Origin of the sequence: Chengkuizengella sp. SCS-71B, from assembly GCF_040100845.1 — a bacterium.
GTDB lineage: Bacteria > Bacillota > Bacilli > Paenibacillales > KCTC-33759 > Chengkuizengella.
In genome coordinates, this window is record NZ_JAZHSH010000001.1 from 3637176 (window position 1) to 3649883 (window position 12708).

Consider the following 12708-nt stretch of genomic DNA (forward strand, 5'->3'; position numbering starts at 1 on the left):
TCTTTGTTAATTAAATAAAAAAATCCAATGCTGACTGAACATCTGTTATCAATATTTCACTGCTATTTACAATGGCAATCTCTACACCATTTTCTTTTATCGTAGTTATTGGCTGCGTAAATTTACAAGTAATTGATATCATAGTTTTGAAGGATAACTCCATTATCATAAGTTTTGGAATTTACAAGATCTAATTTTAATTCTCTGCTTATATCTCCGAACAATGGGATTCCTTTTCCAAACATAACTGGATTTACTTTTAAAATCAGTTGATCAATCAATTGATGATTCAGTAAGAAGCCAGCAAATGTTCCTGCACCACATAACCAAATATCGCTGCCTACTGTCTGTTTCAGTTCTTCTATAAAAGTAATCTGATTTTCATTAATCACTTTAATCCCTATTTCAGTAGGATATTGGGTCGATCTAGAAAACACATAATTCATCATATTTGGATATGCAGGTTTTCCAGGTTCAATTCCATAGGAAAAACCAAATTCATAAGTGTTCTTTCCCATTAACACTGTGTCATATCCTTTTATTCTTTCTAAATATTCTTCTGCATGTTCTCCCTCCATAATAAATCCATCAACTGTTCGATCCTCTCTAGCAACGAAATTATCCAATGTGGTTGCAATGTCGTATACAATTTTTCTCATCATATTCTCCTTTCTTAAAAAACAAAAAAACCTCTCTAGAAGCTAGCACTAGAGAGGTTTTAAATGCCATATATGCAAAATGGTTCATTAATCCACATGAAAAAGAATAATGAATATTGTAAACTATCCAAATAGCATAAGAAAAATGAGCATATTAATCCTATTCTCTAAGTTCAACTTTTATTGCTTCTAGAAAAATAAGCAATGATTTAATTAGAACTTTAAAAAACAGATTAATTTACCATTAACTTAATACCATTCCCTTCCATAATAATAAAATTAGTATATGTTTAAATTTACATTTCGTCAAGGTAACTACACTAAATAAATAATTCCCATCGCTCTTCTATAAGTTCTTTTTTAGACAGCGTTTGAATACGAATTTCCTTTAATTGAAATCCATTTCTCTCATAAATTCGTCTTGCCGAAGTGAGTTCACTATTTGTCCATAGAACGATCTTTTTGAAACCAAATTCCTTACAAAAATCAATAGCTGTTTGTACTAATTGTTGTCCATAACCAGCACCTCTTGCGTTGGGATCAACAAGAAATAAACCTAACTGAGCAGTCTCCTCATTAACTTTCTTAATACTTATAGATCCACTTTTGTTGCCTTGGATTTCTAGAATCCAAATGTTTTCTTTAATATTACTCCTTTTTATAAAACCATTTACGCTATTTTCAATAAAATCTCTGAAAGATAAATCATAATTGAATTCTCTATTATACAGCTTATAGTGTGAGTTAATAATATAATTTATGTCATCTTGTTTAAATGTGCGTATCATCATATCACCCATTACATTTTTTTGAGATTTTCTTTTTCCATAATATTCAGCTCAGAAATTAGTCAATTTTTTATTTTCTATTTAATAAATTCAAGAAAAATATTATCTTCAACTATTAATTCAAGATCATAAGGTATTTGTAAATAAACGACCTGATCCCAATTGATGGAAAGTCCGTCTATTGATTCACCTGTAAATTGCCTAATTGGAAAAATAGCTTTAGCTATTTTAATATTAATATATTGTTTCTTAGGCGAGATAATAGTAAGCGTATTATCCTTTAACTTGACATTATAAGGAGTTAAGACGTTAGAAATATCGTAACCATCTATTAATTCAGTGCTAATACTGAAAGCTTCAACCTTGTTATCGTCACTTGTTTTTCTTTCTACAAAAACTCGAATCATCGTATCCTCACCACTAGTTTCAATATTCAATGTTTGGTTTTGATATTCGCCAAAGCTGCTTTCTTTCAGTAGATACATCTGATCAATCTGAGCAATTCCTGTCTTACTAAGTTTCTTCAATAAATCTTTTACTTCTAAATTTTCTTGTGCTCTTTCCTTCTGAATGAGCGAATCATCACTAATGAAAGGGACAAAAGCTGAGCTAAACAGCAATGCACCAATATATATGAAAAGAAACCAGTATGTTACTTTGACATTAGTAAATCGTCTCCATAATTTAGACATTATAATAAAGATAATAAAAATTATTCCTACTAAAAGAGGTATAAAAATACTAACTATAAAAACAGTATTCATTGTCTTACCTCCATTCGATTCAAGATGCTTGTTGAAATTGTAAATAATAAAGCAGTCGTAATTACAATCTTGACAATAAATAACGTTAAACTAGATTCCAATAGATAATATTCAAAAGCATTTGTAATTATAGGCTTTTCATTCATAGAAGGCCTGAGAAATAACGATCCAAAAAACAATGCGGGTAAAAGAATGGTAAATAATGAACTTATTTGAACTAGTGTTCCGACAAAGTAACCAATAGAACATACCATTAATACATAAAAGCTCGTTATAGAAATACCCATTATATATTCTTGCAGTCCCATAGTCGAACTGTAAAACTGCTTATCAAGGAAAGTGTAAATAATGACTCTTAATAAGTTATCGCTCAAAATAGCCATCATACTCCCAACAATGCTTAATGTTAATAAATAGAGAATATTCGTAAGGCTACTACTAAGTCGATTTGTCACAAATGTAAAATCAAGGTCTCTATGTGGTTTCGTTGTAATTGTAATCGCCATTACGAAAGCCCAAATAAGTGTAAAAATAATAACGATATCTGCAGTATAGTATTGGGTACTAAGCTTAATATTCGTACTTCCAGTTGAAGATGAGGCAACTCCGCCAAGTGAAAAAAGAATGGCTAATAACTGGATTCCTATAAGTAAAGTAAAAGAAGTTATATTTGCTTTAAGTTTAAAAAAATATTGTTTTTTTATCGTCTTAGCCAAACTAATTCTCGTTAAAGGCATCCTCAATGCCTCCTTTCGTTTCATTTGTTAAATAAACACATAAATCACTTAACCGGACAGGAGAGATTTTCACCCCAGCATGACGTGCTTGCTGAAGTAAATTCTTAGAACTAACATTCTTAATAACTACATAAATAACATTTGTGCCTATGTGATTTTCAAATAAAACTTCTTTATTACTAGTCAATTTAAGAACATCTTCGGTATTTCCTTGTAATCCAACCGCATATTCCTTTAACTCAGATATTGGCATTTGTAAGTATGTTTTCCCACCTTTAATGAGTAACACATCTTCCAATAAATTCTCAATTTCACTTAAGTGATGACTAGATAGAATGATCGTACGAGGATAGGCAATATAATCCTTCAGCAATGCTTTATAAAAATCTTTTCTTACCGATTCATCCATTCCTGTAGTTGGTTCATCAAAGATTGTTAATGGACAACGGGATGCTAAGCCGATAATCATATTAAACGTGCTTGTTTTTCCTTTTGAAAGTCTATGGTGATAAGTCTTAGGATCAAAAGAAAAATATTCAATTAAACGCATAGCTAGATCTCTGTTCCAATTTGGATAAAAGCTTTCCGCTACTTTTAATAGTTCTAAAAGCGGAATAGTTGATGGAAAACTCATGTGATCGTCCACAAAGATAACATTAGCGGAGGTGTTAAGATTATTAAATGGCTTCTCTGAGAAAACTTTAATTTCACCTGACGTTTCTTTAATGAAACCAGCAATAATTTTTAACAATGTTGTTTTTCCTGCCCCATTCCGGCCAATTAATCCCGTTATTTTATTCTCTTCAATAGAAAAACTAATTTTATTTAAAACTTTTTTCGTTGAAAATGTTTTCTTCAAATCAAAACATTCTATGACTCTCATTGTTAACCCTCCTCACTATATGCCTCTTTTATCATCTTAATTAACTCATGTTCACTTATATGCAACTGTTTAGCTTCAACAACCAATTCTCGTACAAGTGCTTTCAATGTAAAATTTTTTCGTTTATTGATGATTATTTCTTTTCCACCACTAGACACAAACAATCCGAGTCCTCGTTTTTTATATAAAATTTTCTCATCTACTAGAAGGTTAAGCCCCTTTGCTGCAGTTGCAGGATTAATTGTATACATTTCAGCTAATTGATATTGTGAGTACACTTTTTCATCTATCTGAAATTGTCCATTTAAAATCTCAGATTCAATCCACTCAGCTATTTGTATATAGATAGGCTTAGTACTATCCGTGTTTAGAATTGTTTCCGCCCCCTCACAGTACATTACTGTTGTAATGTAGTATATATTATTTTGCTTTACATTACAATAGATTTTTCCAATTAAAACGTCTATCTTCATAAAAATTTGCTTGTAACCCCATATTGCCTAGAGACAGGGTGCTGCTCTAATCCCCAAGATGATATCTCAATAGTGGCGTACCATCAAAAGGAAGTCGAAATACATCTGGAGCGGTAACAAAAAACTAGAACCCGTTCTGATTATTTCAGAAACGGGTTCTTTAATATTTTTAATATTTAATATTTTTGACTGTCTTAAACCATGATTTTACAAATATCGTTTGTGAATTCTACAGGATCACCGATGGATAACCCTTCAATCAACAACGCTTGATTGTACAGTAGGTTTGTATATAGATTTAATTTATCTTTATCATTTTGGAAAGCTGTTTTTAAGGACTGGAATACTTCATGATTAACGTTGATTTCCAATATTTTTTCTGCTTTTACACCTTGGTTGTCAGGCATCTGTGCTAATATTTTTTCCATTTCAATGGATAAATCACCTTCAGCAGATAAACAAACTGGATGGTTTTTCAATCTTTTTGATGCTTTTACATCTTTCACTTTGTTACTCAGAAGGTTTTTCATATGCTCAAAAAGTTCTTTATTTTCATTTTCTTCTTCATCTGATTTTTTCTCATTTTCTTCAGGTTCAATCCCGAGATCACCACTTGATACGGATTTGAACTCTTTTTCTTTGTAGTTCATGAGCATCTTAATAGCAAATTCATCAATATCTTCTGTAAAATAAAGAATTTCATAACCTTTATCTAAAACCAATTCTGTTTGTGGCATCTTCTCAATACGTTCTATGGACTCACCTGTAGCATAGTAGATGTACTTCTGATCTTCAGGCATTCCATCAATGTATTCACTCAAGCTTACTAATTTCTTCTCTTTAGATGAGTAGAACATTATTAAATCTTGCAGTACATCTTTGTTTGCACCATAGTCACTATAAACTCCATGTTTCAATTGTCTGCCAAAGGATTCATAGAACTTTTCATACTTATCTCTTTCATCCTTTAACAAGCTCTGCAGTTGACTTTTAATTTTGTTTTTAATGTTTTTGGCAATCAGTTTTAACTGTCGATCATGCTGTAACATTTCTCTTGAAATGTTAAGTGAAAGATCTTCTGAATCTACCATTCCTTTGACAAAACTAAAATAATCAGGCAGTAAGTCAGAACACTTATCCATAATCAATACACCACTGGAATACAACTCTAGTCCTTTTTCATATTCTTTCGTATAATAATCGAAAGGTGTACTTTCTGGAATGAATAATATCGCTTTATAAACTACAGTTCCATCTGCACTTATATGAATATGTTTAAGTGGTTTATCGTAACCGTAATGCTTTTCAGCATAGAAGTTCTCATAATCTTCGGTTGTAAGTTCATTTTTATTTTTTCTCCAAATTGGAACCATGCTATTGATCGTTTGTTCTTCTACAACCTCTTCAAGCTCGTCCTCGCTGCCTTCTTTAGGTCTTTGCTCTTTCACATCCATTTTAATTGGGTATCTGATGAAATCGGAATACTTTTTAATGATTGCTTTCAAGCGATGTTCTTCAAGAAATTCATCATATTGCTCATCTTCTGTATTTTCTTTTATTTTTAAAGTGATTTCTGTTCCTACTGCATCTTTTTCTGTTGAAACAATCGTATATCCATCCGCACCTTTAGACTTCCATTTAAATGCCTCATCACTACCTAATGCTTTACTGATCACTGTAATTTCATCCGCAACCATAAAAGCGGAGTAGAATCCTACACCAAATTGACCAATGATATCATGCCCATCTTTTGATTCATTTTCTGATTTAAAAGCTAACGAACCACTTTTAGCAATGACTCCAAGATTATTTTCCAATTCTTCTTTTGTCATACCAATCCCTGTATCTGTGATCGTTAATAATCTCTTTTCTTTATCTGCAGTTACTTTAATAAAATAATCTTCTTTATTAAATACTAATTCCTCATCTGTTAGTGCTTTGTAGTATATTTTATCCATTGCATCACTTGCATTAGATACGAGCTCCCTTAAAAATATCTCTTTCTGAGTATAGATTGAATTAATCATCATTTCTAGCAGTCTCTTGGATTCTGCTTTAAACTGTCTTTTTGCCATGAATAGTACTACTCCTTTCAAATATAAAACAATACAAATAACTTTTTAATCATAAACCTATGAATAAAAACTTCATATTGCTAATGTTCTATTTTTATATAACATATCCTAAAAATAGATGTCAATATATAGGTAAGTATTTTATATGAAATTGTAACTTAAAAAAAGCCGATTCTCAGCTAAAACAAGAATCGACTTTAAAGTTATTGTCATTAAGGTAGTGAAATTTTTTGACCAGGTACGATTAGATGTGGGTTGTTTCCAATCACATCTTTATTCATTTCGTAAATAGATTCCCATTTGGCCCCATCCCCTAATTGAGCAGCAGCAATTTTCCATAAATTATCACCTGATTGAACAACGTAAGCATCAGTAGTTGCTTCTTCATTATTTTCCTCTGTACCTTCTTCAGTAGGTGTTTCTTCAGTAACATCTCCTGTTTCATTCTCTGAAGCTTCACCATTACCTAAAGCAATTGAAAATTTAGCAAAACCATTTTCCCCAGTTTCAATATACTTGAAGTTTTCACCTTCTACATATTTTTGAGCTTCTGGAGAAGTTTCAAACGTTACGTTCACATTGGCATCAATTGGCGCAAATGTCCAGTTCATATCCGCAGATGGGTTAATCGTTTGTTTTTCTAATATGTAGTTGATAATAATTTGACGATTTTCATCAGGAGATTCAATGATTATTTTCTCACCATTAATACCAGGGAAGTTTCCACCACCACTAGCACGATAGTTATTAGTAGCTACAATAAATTTCTGCTCTGCTGAAACAGGTTGACCTTCAAACTGTAAATTCACAATACGACTATTATCTGGATTAACAACGTTTCCTTTTGAATCATATTTTGCTGGTTGTGTTACATCAATTTCATAAGTCACACCATCAATAACGTCAAAATTGTAAGTAGGGAAACTTGTATTGATTAGTGTTTGTTCTTCTTTAACGGTTGTATCAATTTTATTGAATTGTCCTGCAGACATTTCCAACCATTGTTTTAAATCATCACCATTAATAAGAACAGCTTGCAATGTATTTGGATATAAATATAAATCGGCAACATTTTTAATTGCAATTTCACCAGTCGGTACATCTGTAAAGTAACTTACTCCTCCACGTCCACCAGCTTTAAATGGTGCTCCAGCGGATACAACTGGAATTCCGTCATATTCCGTACCTTGAATAAATTTTTCTACATACCACTTTTGTGCATTTGTAACGATTTGAATAGATGGATCATCTTGTACTAATGCAAAATAACTATTAATTGGCGCTGTAGTTTCTCCAACAGCACTTCTTACCCACTCAATTGTTGCATCATGATCTTCTTTTACTGCTTCAACAATTTCAGCATCTGCATCAACCAAAGCTGTTTTTGTATCTTTATCATATATTTTTTGTACAGATGATTGCGATGAATTTACCACCCATTTACCATCTATCTTTTCTAATTCAAAATCAATAACGCCTAAGTGATCTCCCCAGAAACCAGGCATCACTGCAGATGTACCATTAATGGTTCCAGCTTCTACATCTACGCCTTCAATATCTGCATAAGAAGCACTTGGGAAAACTTGATGGGAATGTCCGAATAAAATCGCATCAATTCCCTCTACTTTACTTAAATCAAATATAGCGTTTTCCTGCAACCCATCCTTATTTGAAGCTCCTAACCCTGAATGTGGGATAGTAATAATGATATCCGCGCCTTTTTCTTTCATTTCAGGAACAAATTTTTCAGCTGTTTCTACAATATCTTTCGCAATCACTTTACCTTCTAAATTCTTCTTATCCCATTTCATGATTTGAGGTGGAGTAAAACCAATCACACCTACTTTTAAAGTATGAGTTTCTCCATCTTCATCCACAACTTCACGATCTAAAATTAAGTATGGTGTAAAATAGTTTTCATCATTTGTTGGATCATCATCTTGATCGTCAATGTATACGTTTGCATTTACGTACGGAAAATTAGATCCTGCTAAAGTCTTTTCAAGGAAATCTAAACCATAGTTAAATTCATGATTTCCGATGTTTCCAGCATCGTAATCTAATAAATTCATTGCTTTATATACTGGATGAGTTTCTCCTACTTCCAACTCATCGATTTTAGCTACATAGTCTCCTAATGGGTTTCCTTGAATAAGGTCTCCATTATCAAATAATAGACTGTTTGTTGCTTCTTCTCTTGCTTTTTTAATTAATGAAGCCGTTTTCGCAAGTCCGAATCCATCAACTTCTAAATCTTTGTAGTAATCATAGTTTACTAGGTTTACGTGGATATCCGTAGTCTCCAAAACTCTAAGATTTACGATATCTTTATTTTCCTCTGCATAAGATACAGTAGGTAATACGGATGGAATGACTAGACCTAACGCTAATGCTGTATTAAGAACTAGTTTTTTCTTTGACTTTTTCATATTTAAAGATCCGCCTTTCAAAGTAAAAGTATGTATAATAACATAACAATCTTAATATAAATCAATTTAAATGTAAATTACACAATATGACGGTTCTCGACAAATTGATTGAACAAGATACAAATTTACTTATTTCTCATACACACCATAACATAAATGATATGTAGCTCGAACTCCTTGAGTCGTGGCAAAATGCTTTGCATAATATTTCTCCATATTTAAAATCAATCTGCGATTTATACCTATACCTGCTTGAGAGGAGTCATGTTTATTAGCATTTCCGGCCCCTACTCTTTTAACATGGTGCATGAATTCTCTAACACTATCGTACTGTTCTGCAATCTTTTCTTCCACTATACAAATTTCTTTCATTTGTTGTTTAAATACTTGCTGCCACTCATTCATACTTATAAATTTTTGCCCGTGTTGTTGGTGCGCTATATTCAACTGTTTTTCAACCTCGTAAAAAGAAGTGTGCAATTCATAAAACGTGTCTGGACCAAAAGTAGAGAAAGCAAATACTCCGTTTGAATTTAAGCTATTCATGTAAGCTTCAATCGTTTGTTCAGGTGTATTGAACCACTGAAAGGTTGCATTTGAAATAATTAAATCGTAGGTTTGATCAAATATATGATCGCTAACTTCTGATGCTTTCTTCGTTAGGTCACGATTCAGAATACCCTCAGCATCAACTGCAAAGAAATCTATGTTTTTTTGCATCCCTCCAATTTTACGTTTGGTTTGTTGAATCATTGATTCAGACAAATCAAACACAGTGTATTTTGCATTTGGATAGTGTTCAAGGAGTAATTTCGTTAAGTTTCCTGTCCCACAACCAATTTCTAATATGTTTAGGTATGGTTTTGAAGTTTTGTGCTGTATTAATTGCAGCAGCTTATTAGCCATTACTTTTTGAATTTTTGCGTATAAATCATACTCAAACGCATGCCGACTGAAATTTTTGCGAACAAGTTTTTTATTGATCGTCATGAAAACACCTCCTTATTTCTTCTAAAATACGGATATGTATACACTAAAGCTATTTTATCATTTTAAAAAAATTACTCCCACCTCATTTAAGTAAAGTGGGAGTATTATGAATGTTAGAAAACGGACAAGGAATCTTGAGGTACTGCCGGTACTTGATATATTTTCTGAATGATTTCTTCTAATTGAGGTTCGTCCATATGTATATCATCTATTTCTCCCCAACCTTCAACTATTTGTAATACATCCATCGCTTTCAGTTGCTGGCGATTGTATTGAATGGTAACGGTTGAATACGTTTTTTCAATGATTTGAATCATGGTATTGTGAATACTTGGAACTAGGATCTTCCCTACAAAAGATACTTTCATAACCGTTGGCAATCCTATCTTGTTTCTCAATTGCGGAATTGAATTGTTATATACAATCTGACCATCATTAATAACAATCACTTTTTCACATAACTGCTCAATATCATCCATATCATGAGTAGTTAACATCACAGTCTTATTCAATTCTTTGTTCAATGTTTTTAAAAGATCACGAATGCTCCTTTTTGCTACAACGTCCAAACCAACCGTAGGTTCATCAAAAAACAAAATTTCTGGATCATGGAGAAGTGAAGCCGCAATATCTGCCCTCATGCGTTGCCCTAATGAAAGCTTACGCACCGGGGTTTGAATGAACTCATGTAACCCCAGGAGTTCAGTTAACTTTGATAATCTTTGCTCCGCTTCTTTTTTATCCACTTTGTACATTACGGTTAGAATCTCAAAGGAATCTATAACAGGTAAATCCCACCATAGCTGAGTTCTTTGACCAAATACAACACCTAAATGACGAACGACCTTCCTTCTATTCTGATGTGGGTTATATCCCATAATCTGTACATCTCCTCGTGTTGGATGAAGGATACCTGTTAACATTTTAATCGTAGTGGATTTCCCAGCTCCGTTTGGACCAATATAACCTACAAACTCTCCTTCTTTAATTGTAAAACTAATATCTTTTACAGCTTCTTTCGTAACATACTCTCTTGAAAACAATGTCCGAACCCCTGAAAACCGTCCTTTTTTTACAACAGGGATTTTAAATTGTTTTTGAATATGTTGGACTTCAATCATCTAATCTCCTCCTCTTAGCTACCCGTACTTTGATATCGTGTGAGTCCTATTCTCCAAAATCGCAGGCTGATATACAAGCAAAAACAAGATACCAGTATTGTAGCTCCTATGATCCAACTACCAAGATCTTGTTTTAATACATATAAAGCTGGTAAATAGTTAATAAAACCTAGAGGCAACAACGTTAGAAATATGTTTTTTAACCAATTAGGATATAACGATAATGGATATCTTACAGCATTCATGGCGGCATCTTCTGTCACATTTTGCAGCATCTCAATTCTAGTGATCCAAAATCCAAAAGTAGCCGTAACAAGTCCGATGGAAAATAATATAACAGCACCCGCTCCAATAATCACAATGGTAATCGGGATCACCCACAAATCTACTTGTCCAATACTTATAAAATATTGAATGCAAATCGTTACAATAAAGAGCCCTTGCAAGAACTCTCCGATTAGTATGGTAAAATTTTGTGACATTAAAGTAACTAGGATTGGAATAGGTCGTATAAAAAACTGATCCAAATCCCCACTCACAAGATATTTTTCTAAATGATGAACGTCTGAAGCAAATGTACGATAAACTGTTTTGGACAATAAAATGATAGAATATAAATATCCAACCTCATATAAACTCCAGCCTTTAATAGAATCAAACTTCAATAATACAATCGCAATCATCATAAATTCAGCAATATTGATGAACGTTGCCATTATAGAAGAAAAGATAAAATTAAATTTGTGTTGTAATCGACTTTTAATACTGGCTCTAATTAATAGAAGGTACATTTGCATCTGCTCACCCTCCCTGTACTTCTAATTTTTTTCTCATGTTAGAAGTTGCGACTAAACATAAACATGTAAAAAATACACACCACAGGAAAGAGCCAAGCAGTACATGATAACTTTCATATCCTAAATAAATTCTAGTGATATGATATTGAATATAAGGGTACGGTGAATAAATGCTTAATTGATATAATCCATTCGGCAACCACTCCAAAGGAATAAAAAATCCCGATAATAACATGCTAAAGGCATAGTTAACCCAATACAACCATTTGGATTCTGTTGTCCATAATGAAACAATACCAATTAAGTAGTTGATGCAAATACATATATATCCTGCTAAAATAAGGCCGATTGCTGTCCAGACATAAGTAGAAAGCTGATGAGGAACTTGAAGAGAAAGTAAGAAATAATAAATGAAATAAATCGGGAGAAACTTGTAGATGAATTGATAAATGATCTGCCCCCATTCTTTGCTCATTAAATGATAAAACAAATGAACAGGACGCATAAGGTCTAGTGAAATCTGACCTGTACGAACAGATTGCTCCATTCCTAAACTGTTTGTAATAAATACCGTTATCCACAAACACGCTTGATTAAAAGCAATATAAGATACCATCCCCTTTACACCATATTCTCCTAAAGAGTTGCTTTCACCGATGCCAATCCAAATCGATACGTACACAAAGCCAAAAATAATACTAGCGACATTATGTACGAGATGCGAGCCCCGATACTGTATATTTCTCGCATAGTTCTTTTTTGCTAATACAGCAAATAACATGATACACCTCCGTCTTCAAAATGATTTTGAACGGAAAATGCGCAGAGAATTACATATTACCAGAAACATACTGGGATTGACAAGAATTTTTTTTGTAGAAAATGAACCTTTCATTCAGACTTGTACATGAAAAGTCTCTCAATCAAAGACATTCCAAAAAAATAAGGGAAATTCGACTATTTTCCCTTATTTGTATTTAACACTTCATCTT

Annotated in this window: 13 protein-coding genes; all 13 read right to left on the reverse strand. The window is 32.6% G+C overall.

The features are described from left to right. Nucleotides 1-10: 10 nt before the first annotated feature. Nucleotides 11-142: a hypothetical protein gene (locus VQL36_RS17855; protein WP_349250602.1), complete on the reverse strand. Its 132-nt coding sequence runs from the start codon at nt 140-142 to the stop codon at nt 11-13. Then, nucleotides 123-659 (reverse strand): dihydrofolate reductase family protein, encoded by a 537-nt coding sequence (locus VQL36_RS17860; protein WP_349250603.1) that lies wholly within the window; start codon nt 657-659, stop codon nt 123-125. The genes VQL36_RS17855 and VQL36_RS17860 overlap by 20 nt, the downstream gene beginning before the upstream one ends. Before the next feature lie 320 nt (nt 660-979). Continuing rightward, nucleotides 980-1459: a GNAT family N-acetyltransferase gene (locus tag VQL36_RS17865; protein ID WP_349250604.1), complete on the reverse strand. Its 480-nt coding sequence runs from the start codon at nt 1457-1459 to the stop codon at nt 980-982. A gap of 65 nt (nt 1460-1524) precedes the next feature. Then, complete coding sequence (locus VQL36_RS17870) at nt 1525-2139, reverse strand: hypothetical protein (protein ID WP_349250605.1); 615 nt, start codon at nt 2137-2139, stop codon at nt 1525-1527. Between the two features lie 68 nt (nt 2140-2207). Next, on the reverse strand, nt 2208-2948 hold the full coding sequence (locus VQL36_RS17875; RefSeq protein ID WP_349250606.1) for a hypothetical protein: 741 nt from the start codon (nt 2946-2948) through the stop codon (nt 2208-2210). Continuing rightward, the gene (locus tag VQL36_RS17880) at nt 2929-3831 is read right to left on the reverse strand and encodes an ABC transporter ATP-binding protein (protein WP_349250607.1); all 903 of its coding nucleotides are present in this window, start codon (nt 3829-3831) and stop codon (nt 2929-2931) included. Before VQL36_RS17880 ends, VQL36_RS17875 begins: the two co-directional genes overlap by 20 nt. A gap of 2 nt (nt 3832-3833) precedes the next feature. Then, nucleotides 3834-4229 carry a GntR family transcriptional regulator gene (locus VQL36_RS17885; RefSeq protein WP_349251211.1) on the reverse strand — a complete coding sequence of 132 codons (396 nt, stop codon included), beginning with the start codon at nt 4227-4229 and terminating at the stop codon, nt 3834-3836. A 269-nt stretch (nt 4230-4498) separates the two neighbouring features. Next, nucleotides 4499-6379, reverse strand: a complete 1881-nt coding sequence (htpG, locus tag VQL36_RS17890) for a molecular chaperone HtpG (RefSeq protein ID WP_349250608.1) — start codon at nt 6377-6379, stop codon at nt 4499-4501. Nucleotides 6380-6591: 212 nt separating this feature from the next. Next, on the reverse strand, nt 6592-8808 hold the full coding sequence (locus VQL36_RS17895) for a bifunctional 2',3'-cyclic-nucleotide 2'-phosphodiesterase/3'-nucleotidase (RefSeq protein WP_349250609.1): 2217 nt from the start codon (nt 8806-8808) through the stop codon (nt 6592-6594). Between the two features lie 129 nt (nt 8809-8937). After that, nucleotides 8938-9798 (reverse strand): malonyl-ACP O-methyltransferase BioC, encoded by an 861-nt coding sequence (gene bioC / locus VQL36_RS17900; RefSeq protein ID WP_349250610.1) that lies wholly within the window; start codon nt 9796-9798, stop codon nt 8938-8940. Nucleotides 9799-9911: 113 nt separating this feature from the next. After that, a complete protein-coding gene (locus VQL36_RS17905) occupies nt 9912-10919 on the reverse strand; it encodes an ATP-binding cassette domain-containing protein (RefSeq protein WP_349250611.1) in 1008 nt (335 codons plus the stop codon). A gap of 14 nt (nt 10920-10933) precedes the next feature. After that, nucleotides 10934-11716 carry an ABC transporter permease gene (locus VQL36_RS17910; RefSeq protein WP_349250612.1) on the reverse strand — a complete coding sequence of 261 codons (783 nt, stop codon included), beginning with the start codon at nt 11714-11716 and terminating at the stop codon, nt 10934-10936. A 4-nt stretch (nt 11717-11720) separates the two neighbouring features. Next, nucleotides 11721-12497: an ABC transporter permease gene (locus VQL36_RS17915; RefSeq protein ID WP_349250613.1), complete on the reverse strand. Its 777-nt coding sequence runs from the start codon at nt 12495-12497 to the stop codon at nt 11721-11723. Nucleotides 12498-12708 lie beyond the last annotated feature (211 nt).

Coding starts and splice junctions, on each gene's coding strand:
- VQL36_RS17855 (WP_349250602.1), bottom strand. CDS start 142: ATGATATCAATTACTTGTAAATTTACGCAGCCAATAACTACGATAAAA.
- VQL36_RS17860 (WP_349250603.1), bottom strand. CDS start 659: ATGAGAAAAATTGTATACGACATTGCAACCACATTGGATAATTTCGTT.
- VQL36_RS17865 (WP_349250604.1), bottom strand. CDS start 1,459: ATGGGTGATATGATGATACGCACATTTAAACAAGATGACATAAATTAT.
- VQL36_RS17870 (WP_349250605.1), bottom strand. CDS start 2,139: ATGTCTAAATTATGGAGACGATTTACTAATGTCAAAGTAACATACTGG.
- VQL36_RS17875 (WP_349250606.1), bottom strand. CDS start 2,948: ATGCCTTTAACGAGAATTAGTTTGGCTAAGACGATAAAAAAACAATAT.
- VQL36_RS17880 (WP_349250607.1), bottom strand. CDS start 3,831: ATGAGAGTCATAGAATGTTTTGATTTGAAGAAAACATTTTCAACGAAA.
- VQL36_RS17885 (WP_349251211.1), bottom strand. CDS start 4,229: ATGTACTGTGAGGGGGCGGAAACAATTCTAAACACGGATAGTACTAAG.
- htpG (WP_349250608.1), bottom strand. CDS start 6,379: ATGGCAAAAAGACAGTTTAAAGCAGAATCCAAGAGACTGCTAGAAATG.
- VQL36_RS17895 (WP_349250609.1), bottom strand. CDS start 8,808: ATGAAAAAGTCAAAGAAAAAACTAGTTCTTAATACAGCATTAGCGTTA.
- bioC (WP_349250610.1), bottom strand. CDS start 9,798: ATGACGATCAATAAAAAACTTGTTCGCAAAAATTTCAGTCGGCATGCG.
- VQL36_RS17905 (WP_349250611.1), bottom strand. CDS start 10,919: ATGATTGAAGTCCAACATATTCAAAAACAATTTAAAATCCCTGTTGTA.
- VQL36_RS17910 (WP_349250612.1), bottom strand. CDS start 11,716: ATGCAAATGTACCTTCTATTAATTAGAGCCAGTATTAAAAGTCGATTA.
- VQL36_RS17915 (WP_349250613.1), bottom strand. CDS start 12,497: ATGTTATTTGCTGTATTAGCAAAAAAGAACTATGCGAGAAATATACAG.